The organism is Secundilactobacillus collinoides DSM 20515 = JCM 1123, from assembly GCF_001435975.1.
GTDB classification, from domain to species: domain Bacteria; phylum Bacillota; class Bacilli; order Lactobacillales; family Lactobacillaceae; genus Secundilactobacillus; species Secundilactobacillus collinoides.
In genome coordinates this window covers 35,297-52,374 of the sequence record NZ_AYYR01000054.1, presented here as the reverse complement: position 1 = coordinate 52,374, position 17,078 = coordinate 35,297, and the positions used below count along the sequence as shown (strand labels likewise).

Genomic DNA, 17,078 nt, shown 5'->3' with positions numbered 1-17,078 from the left:
AATGACCCTTCAAAGTCGAAATGTCTTTAGTGTCGCCCAATCACGGCGATTCGGCGGTGTATTGATTGAAATTAACGGTTGACTGACGGCCATATCTAAGTTAGAAATCACAAGCTCACTATCCGCGCGCCGAGCAACAAACCGCACCGCATATTGGTCAGCAAGCTGGGTCATGATTTCTTTTTCCAGCCAAACCCGGTAAGCCGAGGTCGCATCCAGTGCCAGAAAAATGTTAAGTGTCGGATTTAAGACGCTTGTATCAAAATAGCGCAGCACTAGCGGCACCAGGGTAACGAGCAGGTACGATTGGTTTTGAAACGCCGGATTACCAGTCGTTTGCAGTTCATTCAGCAGTGTGGTTAATTCAGCCACCAGCCACGGTCGCCGCTGTTTCAGTGTTTGCACCAGCGTGTCACGTTCTAAAATCAGGCCACCTGTTTGAAAAATCAAACTGTAACTGTGGTTCAAATTAAGTTGCGTCATCATCGTTTCTGCGGCTACAGGATTCAGTCCTTTACCAAACAGGCTCTCCAATTTTTGCAGTGTCTGCCGGGAAGCCGCCTGAACCTGCTGACCCACCTTAAGCACGACCGGCTGTTGGTGAATACAGAAGAACGCCCAGCAATAGCTCAGGAAAACAGCTTCCTGACCCGTCGCAGCCAATGGTGCCATCCACTGGGCAATCGACTGGTCCTGAACCTGCGCCTCTAAAACGGGTTGCGGCAGCTCAATTTGATGCCCCTGGCGTTGACGCTGAGTCATGATCACCCACCAATAGGCCAGTTGAAGCTGAGCCGCTTTGCCTAAGTGAATGCGACGAGCATGCAGCCAATTTTGAATTTTGTCAATAATTGCAGTCTGTGAATACTGTGGAAAAGGCCACTCAAAGTGTGAATAAGTCTCCCAATAAACCCGATAATAGCACAACCGCACCATCGCCTCATCTCCCACCAGTTCATGACTGGCGGGGGAATAGTGCAACCCAAACAACGCCAGATGGGACTGCAGGTCCTTTACATGGCGCTTCGCTGTCGAGTCACTCACAAAGTTCAAATCATTGAACTGGCCAAGACTGTGAAGAACACCGTCAAACGTTGATTTCACAAGTTTCGTCATTAACGATTCATCCGTTAGTAATAGCATGATCTGATTGAGATTAACGGTCGCCCGTCGCTGAAATTGTACGCCAGCCTGTGCTGAAAAGGTCAGTGTCATATCGGTTGTGGAAAAGTGTTGCTGAATCAACGTTTGCAGCTCAGCAATGTGGGTCTTCACCGTATTGCGATCAATCGATAGAGCCTGCGCAACCTGCCCAAGCGGGACAGCCTCTAGTTGATCATCCAAATACCGAATCAGTTTCACATTTATGGTGTCGCGGCTCATAAACGGCTGCATGGCAACACTTCCTTCCTGTATCCAGAGACACTTTTGCCACTATTATACTTGATGTGAACGCTACTCGAAAGTCAGTACAGGTTAGATCCTATTAATTAGCATCAGCACCCTCAAGCTGTTTCACCGTGACAATGTGCTGAAACGGCTCACAGCGGTGACGTTTCAGTGACGATTTCAACACCATACCAAATCGCCCAACACGATTAAAGCCAAACCGATATCACAGAATAATTTGTACACGAAATGAGAATATAATTAGAAAAAGGTTGACTTTTCTAATTGAAAACTAGTAGAATAACCCCAGTTAAGTTAATAGTTCGTGATGAAATGTGATTCATGGAGTAACGATGAGCGTCATGCTAAGCGAGCGCCGGTGGTGAAAAGGCGTCATGACCTTGTTGTCAAAGATGAGTGACAAAATTAGCTTTTTCGAGAGCTAGTGGTTGGACCGCCACTATCAGGTCGGAGTATGAGTACGTACTCGATGAGGCAACTCGTGTGAACGGGCTGCGAACTAAGGTGGTCACCACGCGGAAGCGTCCTTGAACGATTTAATCGTTCAGGGGCGCTTTTCTTTTTTCATCACACATTTACATTAAGGAGGAATAATACATATGTCAGATCGCGCAATGTCAGCACCAAGCTCTACCGACGCTTACCAGCCAAAGGTGGCCGGTGAATTATTACATAGAATGAACGCTATCCAAACTACAAAGACGTTCCGCCGCATCTTCTTTTTAACAGCAGCTGGGCTCTTCTTGGACGCCATGGATATTTATCTTGCCAGTGGGACGATGAGTTCGTTTACAGCAACACGGTTTGCGACCACTGCCCAAACCTCAGTCTTTTTGTCACTTGGGTTTTTAGGCCTGTTTATTGGGTCAGTGGCCGCCGGCGTCATCGGCGATACCAAGGGCCGAATGAAGGCCTTCCAGTGGAACCTTTTACTGTTTGGAGTCTTTACCTTTATCGGGGCCTTTGCGCCAAACATGACCATCTTGATTATCAGCCGGTTTATCAGCGAAATTGGTTTGGGTGCCGAACTGGTTACCAGCTTCTCCATTATTAATGAATTCGCACCCGTTAAAACCCGTGGAAAATGGTGCACCACAGCCTCGTTCATCGCCAATATTGGGGCGCCAGTCGCCATGGTATTGTGCCTGGTCATCATCCCCCACTTCACTTGGCGTGGTATGTTTTTCATTAGTGGCATCGCCGCTATTATTTTCAGCTACTTCCGTCACAATTTGCCCGAATCACCACGCTGGAACATCGAGCACCGGCACTACGACGCTGCTTCTGAAACGTTGGACATGCTGAATGCAGAAATGGACGCCGAGCACAAACAACCAGCCGAAGTTGTCGAACAGACGAGCACTCAGGAAAGTGCTGACGTCAATAAACATCTCGGCCGCAACACATTCGTTGCCATCGCCCTCGCCATTGCAGCCATGGTGTGCCAGTACACGTTCACCTCATGGGCACCAACCCTGTTGGTTAAACAAGGCATCAACATTTCAAGTTCACTGGTCTACTCAACGCTGATGATGATCGGTGCGCCAGTCGGTGCCTTTATCGGGTCACGGTTGGTTGAAAAAATCGGCCGGAAACTTAACATCATCATTGCCTTTTCACTGGTTGCCATTTTTGGGATCACTTACGCGCACCTCAATTCACCCGTTGGCATCGTCATCGTCGGTTTCTTGCTGACCTGCTGCTTCTATGTCCTTAACGCCACCATCATTGGTGTTTACGTCACTGAACTCTTCTCAACAAAGTACCGGTTCCGTGGTTCAGGTGTGGCAAACGGATTGGCAAAATTAGCAAACTTTGGGATGCCGTACCTGGTTGTTTTCTTCCTGAGTGTCTCATCCGTCAGCATGGTACTCTACTTCATCGCCGGTCTGGCAGTCGTTGCCGCCATCATTACGTTCATCTGGGGTCCTGAAACCACTGCAAAACAGATCAACTGACCCACTTATCGCAAATCAGGTTCTTGGCAAATCGCAGGTTGGTCTTTCCATATTTGGCGGCTTAACTTAGACTAAATTTATCGCGCTGGTTCTCACGGCAGTCCGAAGCGGGTCGCGCCAGAGCCTGCACAGCCGACCAGCACCACTTCACAATATGTATACAATGGGCACGCGCCCCAGCATGACTAATAACGGCTGGGTTACCCGCATGCGAAGCGTCCAGCCATTGCCCATTTTGATTTCAAAAAAAGACGCACACAATAAAAGGCCACCGAGAATTTTCAAAAATTCTCGGTGGCCTTTTTGTGATTTTTACGAGTCCGAGGTCTGTGAAGATCCCCGTCATATCAGTGCTGATCCAGTCAGATCCACCCATTCTGAAAAAATCTCATTTACCATTTATTTTGCCCCACTTTTTTCAACAGGTACCGCCCCTTATGATTATCAGTGTCATCAAGAATACAAATAAAAACTTTCAAACGAGATTACTGAAAAGGGGCAATTACTATGATCACTGCGTTACTCGCATCTATCTTGAATATGCATCACCTGTTGCCGATGCTCATTAGCCAGTACGGCGCCTGGGTCTACCTCGGCCTGTTTGCCGTCATTTTTATTGAAACAGGTCTGGTTGTTTTCCCTTTCTTGCCGGGCGACTCGCTCCTCTTTTTAAGCGGGTCGCTAGCAGCCATGGCAACCCATCCGTTAAACCATTTGGTGCTCATCGGGCTGCTCTCAATCGCAGCCATCGTGGGTGACAGTCTGAATTTTAAAATCGGACAGCGGTTCGGTCACCGGCTATCATCTCCAAAATGGCAACGTTGGATCAAGCCGCAGCATTTGGCTGCCGCACAACATTTTTTCGAAAAGCATGGCAACAGTGCCATTTTCCTTGGCCGGTTCATGCCAATCATCCGCACGCTGATTCCATTTACTGCCGGTATTAGCAAAATGCCCTATCACAAATTCATTCTGTACAACGTCATGGGTGGCGTCGCTTGGGTCTCAATCGCGATCCTTTCGGGTTACTTCTTTGGTAACATTCCAGTCGTACAGGCACACTTTGAGCTGATTATGATTGCTATCGTTGTGGTATCGATCTTACCAGCAGTCATCATGACGCTCGTTAAAAATCGTAAAGGAACTGATTTAAATGCATAAACAGACGACGTGGTTGGTAGTCGGCAGTACCGCACTCGTGATTTTTCTTATCCTCATGGGTGGTGTGTTGACCGATGCCGCTTGGTTACAATTATTTGATACGCATTTTCAAACCCTGCTGGCACACTTTGACAGTGCCAACCGCACATTTACATTAAAGGAAGTCTCGCTGCTTGGCAGTCCTGCCGTGAATCTGGCAATTGCTGCCGCGCTAGCAGGGTGCTGCTGGATGATTCACGACCGTTTCAACGCCATCTGGATCATCTGCGCCGAAGTTGGCGCTAACGGCATCGCATTTGTTGCTAAGGAACTTGTCAGGCGCCCACGACCAACTGGTCAGCTGGTTCCGGATACCGGCTTTAGTTTCCCCAGTGGCCACACCATCAGCACCGCAACGCTTGTGCTCATCGTTATTTTCGTGCTGGTCCCCTATTTCAAGGATCAGGAAGCCCAACTTGCGATTTCTCTGCTATCAGTGATTTGGCTGGCAGTCATCGCCTTTGCCCGAGTCTACCTACGCGACCATTATCCAAGTGACGGCATTGGTGCGATTCTGCTAGCCCTCGTTTGGTGGGAAATAATGCGCGTGAGCTACCTGTACCTTGTAGCGCCGCGACTGCATCAACCGCAGTTAGAGGAGGAAGTCCATTAAATGGAAAAACTAACAATTGTGATACCAGCCTATAACGAAGAGGAAATTCTCCAGGACAGTCTGCGTACGCTCATCAAAATCGAAGATCAGCTGATTCAAAGCCAGTTGTTTGATTTTAAATCCAATATTTTGGTAGTGGACGACGGCTCGACTGATCGCACCTGGGAAATCATCCAGGAGATGCATCAGTTCAATTCGCGAATCGCCGGCATTAAATTCAGTCGTAATTTTGGCCACCAAAACGCGCTGATGGCCGGCATGCAAGAAGCTATTAAAACGGCCGCTGCGGTGGTGACCATCGATGCTGACCTGCAGGACGACCCTAACGCAATTCCAGAAATGGTCGACCAATTCGTCGCCGGCAAAGACATTGTGTATGGCGTGCGCAACAATCGTGAGACCGATACTTGGTTCAAACGCAATTCCGCCCTGTTGTTCTATCGCACCCTGGCCTTTCTCGGTGTGCGCATGGTCCAAAATCACGCTGATTTTCGGCTGATGTCCCGACGTGCCGTCAAAGCACTCTTAACTTATCAGGAGCGCAACCTGTTTATTCGCGGTGTTATCCCAATGCTGGGGTTTCCGTCAACCAACGTGTATTACAAACGCCGACCGCGAACGGCTGGCAAATCGAAGTATCCCCTTAAGAAAATGATAGCTTTCGCCTGGGAAGGGCTTACATCACTGTCAATTGCACCAGTTCGTGCTATATTGTTTCTTGGAGTAATCACCGTCCTACTCGGTGTCGCAGCGTTGGTTTATTCATTACTTTCCAAATTCCTAGGGCTGGCCGTTCACGGCTGGTCGTCACTGATGATTTCTATATGGATCTTGGGGGGCTTGCAAATGGCAAGTCTGGGGATCATCGGCGAATACATTGGTAAGGTGATGACCGAAGTTAAACAACGCCCGCGTTTCACAATTGAAACAACAGTTGGGGGCAACTCATGATTAAAGGAAAACCAGTGATGAACATCCTGCCGCTATTATTGAGCGGCGGCGTTCTGATTGGCATTTTGTCGAACATTATCTATCCAAAGAATTTCTGGGTCAGCTGTTTGGTCTTGATCGGTTGCGTACTGGTCTGGGCCTTTTGGCGCCCTTTTAAGTTACTGACGAAACGCTTAACGTATCGTCAGATCACACTTATAACCGGCGCCGGACTGGCACTGATTTTCTTGTTTCAACTGCTAGAACTGCACTTTTTTCCAGCCACAATTTATCACGATCCGTTTCGGGTCATTTACCAAGCGGAACTGCTGAGCCGCGGCCATTACGATTGGGGCCGCACCGTGTACTTCTGGCGCTTTCCAAACAATGTTCCAATCACCTACATGCTGGCGGAGTGGCTGAAGGTCACCAACGTGTTTCACTTGACCACTAACACGGCGATCCATCTGATGTCGATTGGGTTTCTGGATGGGTTCATCGCCATTTGCCTGCGTACCATCCACCGGTTCAGTAAGCGAAACGACTTAGTGCTTGGCACGCTGCTGTTCTTTCTCTGCAGTCCTTTTGCGTACACCTACTACTTGCAGGTGCTGTATTCGGATCTGCCGATTCTTTTCTGCCTCGCGGTCAGTTTCAACATTATCGCGCGCTGGCAACAGTATCAGCGCTGGGAAAAATGGCTGGCCGGACCCACACTATTTCTCACGATTGTTCTAGGCCAGCTGATCAAGCCAAACCTGATTGTCCTGGCCATCGCCACCGTATTGATCATCATCGCCCTGCTCATTAAAAGCCGCCAACGACTGGTCAAATATGGGCTCCCGCTGGTCATTGTTTTACTGGGGTTTGCTGCTTCCGTCCCCGCCCAAGCCGGTGTGCTTAACGCCGCCCGTTTCACCAATAATCCCAAGTATGAAGTGCCAACGACCCACTGGATCTGGATGAGCTACAACCCGCAAGGTACCGGTAAATACATGTTTAACGATGTGCAAACAGAAGCCAGACTGCCAAACAAAGCGGCGCGGCAAGCCTTTCTCAAAAAAGCCCTGCCCGCTCGTTTAAAACAGCTGGGGCCGGTCGGGGTCGTTAAACGCTGGCTGCAAAAGGCCGCCATTTTGCTGAATGTCGGTGGCATTCAACAGGCTTATACAGGTGGTTTCCGGCAGGCACCGAGCTGGTACCTCAACCATCAGCACCGGATTCATTTCCTAAGCGAAGTGCTCATGCGCGTCTATTTTGTCACGTTTGACAGCTACATTCTTATGAAATGCATTGCGCTGATGAAACGGAAACAAAGCCTGACCGTTCCAGTCATGGACCTCGCAATTTTGACGGCACTGGGATACCTCGCTTTTCACACGTTCCTGTGGGAAACCGAAAGCCGTTATGGACAAGCCATCTACCCGTTATTGCTGATGATCATGGCCCTGCCAACACCGGTCTTACAGTATCCCGCTTGGGTCAAACGGCCCAATAGCCGGCAAACGCTAACCTGGGGTGCGGCAATTTTAGCTAGTGTCGTCATGGTGCTGTCAGTGATCCCACTGACGTCGCATAAGCGGGTCATCGTTGCCGCTCAGCGCAGCCAGTTATCGCTGCAGTTTGACGCCAAGCCAACCGCAATCAAAGCAGGCGTTGAGGTACATCAAACGATTACGGCAAACCACGCCATCAATGACTTTACCGTTCAAAAAATTCCCCATTCTCTAGTTCAAGCATCGCTAGTTAATCAAAAAACGCATCAAAAGATCGCCCTTGTTTCCGGAAATGACAACTACTACACCAAACGAGCCTTACCAGCTGGCCAGTACCAGATTCGGCTTCAAAACAATACAGACAAGGCACAACTCGTATCACTCGTCAAAATGCAGCGTTACCGGTTGGCGCCGGCACCATTAAAAATCGGAAACAAATCCTACCCGTACAGCAGTCTTATTTATACAGCTGCTGTACGCCCAACGTTAAACCAATAAAGAAGGAATTTTATGACCAAAATCAAACAATTGTGGCAGCAATATGCCAGTGTTATCAGCTATTTAGTTTTCGGTGTGCTAACCACCGTTGTAAACATCGGTGTGTTCGATGTCCTGGACACCTATGCCCACTGGAACTACCAAGTTGCCACGGTTCTCGCCTGGTTTATTTCAGTTTTATTCGCCTATATCACCAATAAGCTTTGGGTGTTCAATTCCAAAACAACAACCTCCCAAGCATTAATGACAGAGTTAGGGTCATTCTTTTTCTTTAGGATCCTGTCACTCTTCATGGATATGGCCATGATGTGGCTAGGCATCTCAATCCTGCACGCCTCACCGTTATTAACAAAGGTCGTGGATAATGTCGTGATCGTTGTGGTTAATTATTTGTTTAGTAGGGTGTTTATTTTCAAGAGAGTGGAACAAGGCGATTAGGGGGCGGAGTGTAAGGGACTTTGGGCAGAAAAGGCCGGGTTTGCCTTTTTTGACCAAAGTCCCTTACGCGGTAGCCCCCTGCCTTGTGTAACTCGTTTCCACTCGAGGACAGGAAAGCAGAATACCAGCGACACATTTACACAACTGAAAAAGCAAAGTACAAAAAGTCAAACAAGCCTCTCAAGCGGTAAGTCCCTGCCCTGAGTAACTCGTTACCACCCGAGGACAGGAAACCAAGATGTCCAAATCATTCTGCGAAAAAAAAGAATCTAAGAAGCCCAAAACCTTCTAAGATTCTTTTTTATACCCAAATGAACCCTAAACCCGCGTCAAACAAAACAGTCATCAAGCATCTAGCGTATGTGCTATAATGGCATTAAAACAAGAAGGGAGCGTGAGGGTCATGGCTCAAACCGCAGCTCAAAAACGGGCGCAGCAAAAATATAACGCTAAACATAAGGAACAGCGTAAACTCATGTCGTATCGCAACACAGCGCGCGTGTTTATTCGCAGTTACGCCTCAAACGATGATTTGGCTGAATTACAGGAATTGATGATGTCACGAACACTTGTTAATCGAGAACGGGAACAGTTACCGACAATTGAATCCTACATCACTCAGCATGATTTAGCTGATAAACTGATTATTTGGGACCGGCCGGAAGAATTGCTAACCGCACGTCAGAAAACTGACGAGGAGACAGACTGGCAGGATTGGTTTGACCAGACAATCACACCGCACTTCAACCGGGACGAACCCGTGATTGAATTTAAAACGGCCAACCAATCGAAATACTACAGCTGCACGCAGGCCATTGCCATTTTGGATTGGCAACGTCAGGGGGCACAGTCATGAAACCGCATGTGTTGATCGTTGGGGCAACTGGCGGGACCGGCGCCGCAATCGTGGCTGCCTGTTTGGCACGTGATCTGAGTGTCACGGTATTTGGCAGATCACTCACTAAACTGAAAGCTCAGTTCCCCGTCAGTGTCGCATATGCGCAGGGCGATGTTTTTGACAGTGCCAGCATTGTTGCAGCTGGCCAGAACAGCAATCTGGTTTTCCAGTGTGCCGCGGTACCATACCACGAAACCGTCTCGCGCCAGCTTCCCTTAGCTGAATCGGTCATGACAGCTGCGCAACAAATTGGCGCTCGGGTGGTTTACATTGACGGTATCTACGCCTATGGTGCCAGTACTGGCCAACCGATGACGGAATCAGCACCGATGCGCCCCATCTCTAAAAAGGGGCAAATCAAGGCTCAACTAACCCAGTTATTGTTCAACGAACGCTTCAGTGCAGTACCAACTTGTCTGATCAGACTACCCGATTACTTCGGTCCGAGCGCTCGTGCCAGCAGTTATCTAGGCTTAACAATGATGGGAATCGCAGCTTGCAAGCCCACATTTTACATTGGCAAACGCAGCGTCGCTCGTGAATACATCTTTTTGCCGGACGCGGCCGAAATGATACTCAATATTGCACTAAGTGACACGCATTTTACTGGAGTTTGGAACATTCCCGGCCAACAAATCACGGGCGACAAGCTGCTGAAACTGGCAAATGATGCCTCAGGTAATCACATGCCGCTGTTTACCTTAACGAAACCAGCATTGCGTTTTCTTGGTTTGTTTGATGCCGACCTGAGAGAAATCGTTGAGATGTATTATCTGACTAAAAAGCCGGTTATTTTGGACAGTCATAAGTATCAGACTATCTTTGGAAAACCAGTTAAAACCCCGTTTGAACGCAGTATCCCGTATACAATCGGTCAAATTGCCCTCGCTCATAACCCACATTAATAAAAAAACCATTTATCATTTGATAAATGGTTTTTTAGTTACTATTCAATGGCTCAGTTCAACGCCAAAACGGCCGCTGGAAGTTCTGTTGGCGACGCAATAATCTGTTCAGACTTAGCAGCCTGCAATTCAGCCAAACTGCCAAATCCATAGGTTACACCGATTCCCGCTAGTGCGTTACTGTGTCCACCAAGAATATCACTATCGCGGTCACCTACCATGACCGCCTCACGCGAATCAGTAATGCCAATGTCATTAAGGGCATAACCAATTATGTCTGCCTTTTTGATCCGTGTTTCGTCAAAGGTAGCACCATAGATTCCCTTGAAATAACCATCAAGATGAAAGTGATCAATAATCTGTTCAGCAAACGATTCAGGTTTGGCCGTGGCAATGTAGAAATCATATTGTTGCTGCAAGTCCCCCAAAGCCTCCGGAATGCGGGCATAAACCTCATCCTCAAAAAGGCCGCTGTCTCGATAGTATTCCCGGTACGCCTCGGTTGCCTCCACGGCCTCCTCGTGGGTGTAACCCGCAATTGTTTGAAAGCCACCCACAAGTGACGGCCCAATGAACTGTCGCAGTGTGGCGTCATCCATGGTCGGCCGATTCAGTTTATGAACCGCATACTTGATTGCGTTTAAAATGCCCTGCTCTGAATTGATAATGGTGCCGTCTAAATCAAAAAGTACTGTTTTAATCATCATAATCGCTCCTCGCCGTTGCCGTTAACTCATCTTAACAGGATGAAAACAGTTATGAAAGGATTCCCAAAATTTTCATTTGTTTACATATATTTTCAAATGAAAAGGCCGATTTCACGATTGATCATTGAAAATCTCCTCAACCGTGATTCCAGCCCTAATCAGCACTGACTGTGTATTGTAGACACTGGCCAGCTCTGAATTCTAACATTACGTTCAACATATATTACCCACGCATCATTTCCCGGGAAATCACTTCACCACGGTCAGTTCATCAATGGTCTGACCATCTGCGCTAACCAATTGCAGCCAGCTATTCGTCCCGCCGAAGTAGAGAAAAAGGCCGACCTCATTGACACTCTTTAAATGAACATCCTGAGTCGTGACAAAGGTTTCGTCAAACGTATCGGCGTTCTCATCCCGCAACTGTTGGGAGAATCGCGCTGAAAATCCTAATGATCCATCCTTATTCAAGGGTGCTTCGGCCTTCATTTGCGCGCCCGCCTTGATGATAAACTCATTACGTTTGGCCCAGAAAACCGTTGCTTTGGCACCGTCATGATCAACCTTGAACGGCATGGTTGCTAAGGCTGTCTGCCAATTGTGCCGTGGTTTACCACCCTTTTTTACAACTGGAGCAACTAAATGTAATCCCATAAACGCCAGGACTGGCAGTACCTCATCAAGATAAGCACGGGTGGGCTTTACCAGGTTCTGCGGTACTTTTTCTGTTGCAGTATCCGCCTTCAGTTTAACGCCAGCAGTAACCGCATCATCCGCAATCATTCGTGCCAAATACTGGTAGGGCACATCCGGACCCGGCGTGATGCTGACCAGTCGATCGTACTTACGATTCTTAGCCAATGCCGTCACGCCCACCAATTGGCCAGCCTTAAAGAACAAATTGACGGATTTTGCAATTGGTTGCGCATCGCCATTTCCTAAAACGATTTCCCCCTGCGCATCGTCCAGTTGAATCGTAAACCGATCCGTTTCGTAATTTCCCGTAAATGATTGTGACATGCCTGCACCTCCGAAGTTGTTTCCCTAATGATGGGCCGAAGCACCAAAATAATCAAGTTATGGCCACCCATTCTGGCTATAACACTCGTTGGCCCTCACGCCATTTTACGGTCAGAATACAAAATTCTCCGCATTTTCAGCAAATTTTGAGAGCCCCGTCACAGGCGAGATTGCAGGCTCTTTTCAGCAACCGATTACATTAGCGGTGCTACAATAATAGTGTCGAGAAACTAATCAATTATCGGAGGTGCGCTCATGAAAGATGTCTTCGTTATCACTGGCGGAACCGGCGGCATGGGATTTGCTGCAGCTGAAACCCTTAGTGACCGAGAAAATACTGTCATATTACTAGCAGATTTAAGCAGTGACGCGCTCGCAAAGGCGAAACAAGCGCTGGATGAACATCAAGCTGAAGTAGCAACTGTGACCTGTGACATTACTTCAGAGGCCGACGTGACCTACATGGCTGACACAGCTGTTCACTTAGGCCACATCACCGGTGTTATCCATACTGCTGGCGTGAGTCCCAGCATGGGCGACTATCGCAAGATTATCGCCATAAACGCCGTGGGAACTGTAAACGTTGACCGGGCGTTTATGGAGCTGACCGACCACCGGTTTAGTTTGGTCAACGTTGCCTCCATGGCGGGCTACATGCTGCCAAAATTAATGATTCCAAAACACGCCTATAAAACAGTTAACCGGGATACAGAAGTGCTTTATCACAGGTTGGTACAACATTGCCAGGTACTCCCCAAAAAGAATCGGTCGCAAATGGCGTATCCGCTGAGCAAGAATTTCGTGATGTGGTACACCGAGCACATTGCCCCGATTTACGGTTCTCGTGGTGCCCACGTGGTGTCCGTCTCGCCGGGATCGTTTGATACGAAGATGGGGAAACTGGAAAAAGATAAGGGTGCCGGAGCCATGGTCAACTACGCCGCAATCAAACGCTTTGGCACACCCCAGGAGGTCGGCGGTTTTCTCGCCTACTTAGTGACCGATGCCCCAGCCTATCTCACAGGAACTGACATTTTAATTGATGGCGGTGTAGTGGGACAGTTGCGGTTAAGGGATATGTTGAGGCCAGAGAGTGGAGCAAGGCGCCTAGGGGGCGGAGCGTAAGGCACTTTGACCCAAAAAGTCTGGGTCCGGCTTTTCGGGTCAAAGTGCCTTACGCAGGAGCCCCCTGCCTTGCGTAACTCGTTTAGGCAACGAAGCCTAGAACCGCGTCGCAAGCACAACACTGTAAAATTTAAGAAAAAGCCCAAATTCGACTTTTTGGAGCAGAACCCACTTTGCAGCAGTCCGTGGCTCTGTAAATTTGTTTCCACTCGACCACAAAAAACGAATGGAAATAAAAATGCTTGATCAAACGTTGCACAACTACAGTTCTGAGTCCAAAACTTAAGGCACCCCAGATTAAAATCCTGAATTGGATAATAATCTGAGGTGCCTTATACTGTCGGTATCAGCCGTTTATGACACGTTGAGGCATCAGGTTCCAACCGCAACGCGATATTATGGATTGGCTCAGTGTAACTGTTCACGAATATCTACGGCACTAGCACAATTCGTTTGCCCTTATCCTGACCCATTTCTAACGTTTCATGCGCCCATTGTGCGTCATCAAAATGTTTCACAATAATCTCATCGTCCAGCAGCATCCCGCGACGAAAAGCGGCGTTGATGGTTTGGGCCGCCTGACGCAACTGTACGATTGAGGCGTGACTAATCACAAACCCGTTGATGTGTTTTTGATTCATGTAAAAATGCCGAACGTTGAAGGAGAAAAGGTTGCTCTTTGGGGCCGTAATCAACGTGATTTCGCCATTTTGTGCCAAGAGATTGATGTTCGTTTGAAAGTCGGCATTTCCTGACGTATCAATGATGTGATCAACGCCATTAGAGAACAAGCCAGTCACTTTCTGACCAAAGTTTTCCCTGTAATTGAAAGTGCCTTGGCTGCCAAGTTTGGCCAGATTTGTAAAATCGCGTTCATTTGACGTGGTGAGGATGTCAAGCCCCATTCGTTCCGCCAGTTGGACTAGTTTCGTGCCCACGTGGCCAGCCGCGCCCTCAATCAGGATCGACTGACCCATGCGGACTTGCATGACATCGCTCAACACCAGCACGGCAGTTGCGGAAGAATGAACCGAGGCAATCAGTTGTATGTGGTCGACACCCCTCGGCACTGGTGCAAGTCGATCTGAAGACACTGCCACCAGTGTACTGGTCACACCCTGACGACCATCATAGCCCATCGAATTCGTCCAAACGCTGTCACCGACTTTAAAGGCAGTCACTGCGGAACCAACTGACACCACTTCACCGACCATATCACGACCGATGACGTGCGGAAATGCCATGTCTGTTTGATAAGCACCGCTGCGCACATACGTGTCGACCCGGTCAACCGCGACCCCTTCAACCCGAACAAGCACGTCTTTTTGATAGACTTCTGGATCAGGTAACTCCCCAATTTGAATACTGCTGGCGTCGCCAAGCCGTTCAATATATGCCGCCTTCATCATTAATAGCCTCCCTGATTGCATCTGTTTACAGTCGTGAACCTGTTGATGAGCAGTGATCACGTAAATAATTGTTATCCTTATTTTAATACGTAAGCACGTTTTTGAAATGATTATTTCCAAATTTTTAACAGTTAGAGTTGACCCAGGCCGAAATTGACCTTCAATCATAAGTCGTTGTAAACTAAAACCAACAAAAACGAATGATAAGGAGTCCTTTGCATGACAACTGAGTGGGAAAAATGTCTCAATGGTGACTTGTACGATGCCCATGATGCCACGTTTAAAACGCACAAACAGCAGGCCTATACATTCTTGAAGGCTTACAACCAAACTGCGTACGACCACGGTGATGAGCGCCACGACTTGCTAACGCGCTACCTTGGTGGAATTGGTCACGATGCAACGATAGGCACACCCTTTTTGTGCGATATGGCTGCCAATATCTACCTTGGCAGCAAGGTTTCAGTTAACATGAACTGCAGTTTTATGGACTCCAACCTGATTACTATCGATGATGAGACAATGATTGGTCCCAACGTACAAATCTATACCGCTACCCACCCAGTCACAGTGGCTGAACGGTTAAATCCTAATTGGGATGCTCATCCAGAACAGCATTTCGTGCGGACCAGAGCGGTGCCTGTTCACATCGAGCATCAATGCTGGCTAGGCGGTGGCGTGATTGTTCTGCCCGGCGTCACGATTGGTGCTGGTTCAGTAATTGGCGGCGGCAGTGTTGTCACCCATGATATTCCAGCCGGTGTCGTGGCTGTTGGGAATCCCTGCCGAGTCGTAAAAACATTAATTCAAAAGGCTTAATTTGACTGTTTGGCCATTAATGTTGATCCCCAATACTAGGTCACTGCTTTGATTGTTCTTTAATTTTGAATAGCCTGTTAGGACGGCTAACGGCAGTCACACCTCACACATTAAATTTTTGAGTTTCAACGGTCTGTCGTGTAACCGTAACCTGTTAATATGCAGGCAAAGCAGTGATAATTGACGGTAGAGACAAGCATTGCCGGAAGTCACATACACATGTTAAACTGAATGGTGTGACCGTCACAGGCCATTTAAGCGCGATTTAGAGGGGTGAGCATTATTTACTTAGTTGGCATTGGCACCATTGTGAACACCGCCGCGGTTTTAGCAGGCGGTGTTATCGGATACATATTTCAGCGGCTATTAAACGATAAGCTGCAAAAAACCATTATTCAGGCCATAGGTGTCGCCGTAATTTTTATCGGCGTCGCAGGCGTATTGAGTCAGATGCTGGTCGTCAAAAACGGACAGATCAGCACTCACGGCACACTCATGGCGACTATATCATTAGTCATTGGGGCGTTGATCGGTGAATTAATTGACATTGACCATCAATTTGTGAAACTAGGTGATTGGTTGCGCCGTAAGGTTGGTGCTAAAAGTGATTCTTTGTTCATCGAAGGGTTCGTTAGTGCTACTTTGACGATCTGCGTTGGCGCTATGGCTATCATTGGATCATTACAAGACGCTATCAATCATGACCCGACCATGCTGTTTACAAAGGCAATTTTAGATGGTGTGATTGTGGCCATTTATGCTGCAAGTTTCGGTGTCGGTGCAATTTTCAGCAGCCTGCCACTGTTTATCTTTCAGATGACGATTACATTGCTGGCGGTGTTTATTGATCAATTTCTGACTACCGCTATGACTAATGGTATCTCGTTGGTCGGCTCAATGATGATTTTCTGCATCGGTATCAACCTGTTACTGGATACCAAAATTAGAGTGGCCAATATGTTGCCTGGGTTGTTAGTAGTGATCGGGTATGTAGCACTGATGTAACACAGTAAGGCATTCAAGGCTGTACACTGAGAAAACCACGCACCTCGTAGTACGCGTACGGAACTTTCCGAAAAACGCAAAAAATAGCCGTCAAACACAGTTTTAGCAGTTGCTAATTCGGTATTTGATGGCTTTTTTATGCACTAATGAGATTGGGATGTTCGCCGAGATCGCGGGAATTATCGCAGTCATTTAAGAATCTCGGTAGTCGGTTGTGTGGTGATGACAATGCGATTTCTAGGTTATGTAGCCGACACGAGTTCCGCAAGGCAGAGGCTCCTGCATAAGGCACTCTGGGTCAAAAAGTCAGGCCCGGACTTATTCTTTCAAATTCGTCTGTGTGGTGATTGCGACGTGGTTTTTTGGTTATGTCGCGGAAATGAGTTCCGCAAGGCAGGGGGCTCCACTCTCTGGCCACAAAAAAAGACCCTCCGGTACCTAGCCATCGTGTCTTTTTTATTGTTGGTCCCATGTCTGAGACGCGCTTATGTTAAGCTTCTATTCGAAAACCTTTTTAAATTACACCCTCGTTGAATAACGACCCCCCGTTATTCACACAAGATCCCCCGGATAACTCCAATTATCCATCTTGCAATGATGTGACTCATTTCAAAGGTCAAAGTAGTGCTTTATATAAGCCAACTCCT

General features: G+C 47.9%; 15 protein-coding genes. 11 read left to right on the top strand and 4 right to left on the bottom strand.

Annotation, left to right across the window (positions count from 1 at the left end):
- Nucleotides 1–9: 9 nt before the first annotated feature.
- Nucleotides 10–1,395, bottom strand: coding sequence for an AcpB/EbpR/MafR family transcriptional regulator (locus tag FC82_RS09720; RefSeq protein ID WP_054759720.1), 1,386 nt, complete (start codon nt 1,393–1,395; stop codon nt 10–12).
- Between the two features lie 614 nt (nt 1,396–2,009).
- Here FC82_RS09720 and FC82_RS09715 point away from each other — a divergent pair.
- From FC82_RS09715 to FC82_RS09680, 8 genes are all read left to right on the top strand, one after another.
- Entirely contained in the window at nt 2,010–3,368 is a 1,359-nt protein-coding gene (locus tag FC82_RS09715; protein ID WP_235809209.1) for an MFS transporter, read from the top strand.
- 507 nt (nt 3,369–3,875) lie between these two features.
- Entirely contained in the window at nt 3,876–4,529 is a 654-nt protein-coding gene (locus FC82_RS09710; protein WP_082620292.1) for a VTT domain-containing protein, read from the top strand.
- Entirely contained in the window at nt 4,522–5,181 is a 660-nt protein-coding gene (locus tag FC82_RS09705; protein WP_056996872.1) for a phosphatase PAP2 family protein, read from the top strand. The genes FC82_RS09710 and FC82_RS09705 overlap by 8 nt, the downstream gene beginning before the upstream one ends.
- A complete protein-coding gene (locus tag FC82_RS09700; protein ID WP_054759716.1) occupies nt 5,182–6,132 on the top strand; it encodes a glycosyltransferase family 2 protein in 951 nt (316 codons plus the stop codon).
- The gene (locus tag FC82_RS09695) at nt 6,129–8,105 is read left to right on the top strand and encodes a hypothetical protein (protein WP_056996871.1); all 1,977 of its coding nucleotides are present in this window, start codon (nt 6,129–6,131) and stop codon (nt 8,103–8,105) included. Before FC82_RS09700 ends, FC82_RS09695 begins: the two co-directional genes overlap by 4 nt.
- 12 nt (nt 8,106–8,117) lie before the next feature.
- Nucleotides 8,118–8,543 (top strand): GtrA family protein, encoded by a 426-nt coding sequence (locus FC82_RS09690; RefSeq protein WP_054759705.1) that lies wholly within the window; start codon nt 8,118–8,120, stop codon nt 8,541–8,543.
- Nucleotides 8,544–8,946: 403 nt separating this feature from the next.
- Nucleotides 8,947–9,399 (top strand): hypothetical protein, encoded by a 453-nt coding sequence (locus FC82_RS09685; RefSeq protein WP_054759703.1) that lies wholly within the window; start codon nt 8,947–8,949, stop codon nt 9,397–9,399.
- A complete protein-coding gene (locus tag FC82_RS09680; protein WP_056996870.1) occupies nt 9,396–10,346 on the top strand; it encodes an NAD-dependent epimerase/dehydratase family protein in 951 nt (316 codons plus the stop codon). The genes FC82_RS09685 and FC82_RS09680 overlap by 4 nt, the downstream gene beginning before the upstream one ends.
- Before the next feature lie 53 nt (nt 10,347–10,399).
- On the opposite strand, the gene FC82_RS09675 is transcribed toward FC82_RS09680, so the two are convergent.
- Together FC82_RS09675 and FC82_RS09670 are read right to left on the bottom strand one after the other, a co-directional pair.
- Entirely contained in the window at nt 10,400–11,050 is a 651-nt protein-coding gene (locus FC82_RS09675; protein WP_056996869.1) for an HAD hydrolase-like protein, read from the bottom strand.
- A 252-nt stretch (nt 11,051–11,302) separates the two neighbouring features.
- The gene (locus FC82_RS09670; protein ID WP_056996868.1) at nt 11,303–12,073 is read right to left on the bottom strand and encodes a hypothetical protein; all 771 of its coding nucleotides are present in this window, start codon (nt 12,071–12,073) and stop codon (nt 11,303–11,305) included.
- Nucleotides 12,074–12,328: 255 nt separating this feature from the next.
- Between FC82_RS09670 and FC82_RS09665 the strand changes: the two genes are divergently transcribed.
- On the top strand, nt 12,329–13,198 hold the full coding sequence (locus FC82_RS09665; RefSeq protein ID WP_056996867.1) for an SDR family oxidoreductase: 870 nt from the start codon (nt 12,329–12,331) through the stop codon (nt 13,196–13,198).
- Nucleotides 13,199–13,629: 431 nt separating this feature from the next.
- On the opposite strand, the gene FC82_RS09660 is transcribed toward FC82_RS09665, so the two are convergent.
- Nucleotides 13,630–14,604: a zinc-binding dehydrogenase gene (locus tag FC82_RS09660; RefSeq protein ID WP_054759772.1), complete on the bottom strand. Its 975-nt coding sequence runs from the start codon at nt 14,602–14,604 to the stop codon at nt 13,630–13,632.
- A gap of 222 nt (nt 14,605–14,826) precedes the next feature.
- Between FC82_RS09660 and FC82_RS09655 the strand changes: the two genes are divergently transcribed.
- Nucleotides 14,827–15,426 carry a sugar O-acetyltransferase gene (locus FC82_RS09655; RefSeq protein WP_054759691.1) on the top strand — a complete coding sequence of 200 codons (600 nt, stop codon included), beginning with the start codon at nt 14,827–14,829 and terminating at the stop codon, nt 15,424–15,426.
- Nucleotides 15,427–15,699: 273 nt separating this feature from the next.
- A complete protein-coding gene (locus FC82_RS09650) occupies nt 15,700–16,431 on the top strand; it encodes a DUF554 domain-containing protein (RefSeq protein ID WP_235809208.1) in 732 nt (243 codons plus the stop codon).
- Nucleotides 16,432–17,078 lie beyond the last annotated feature (647 nt).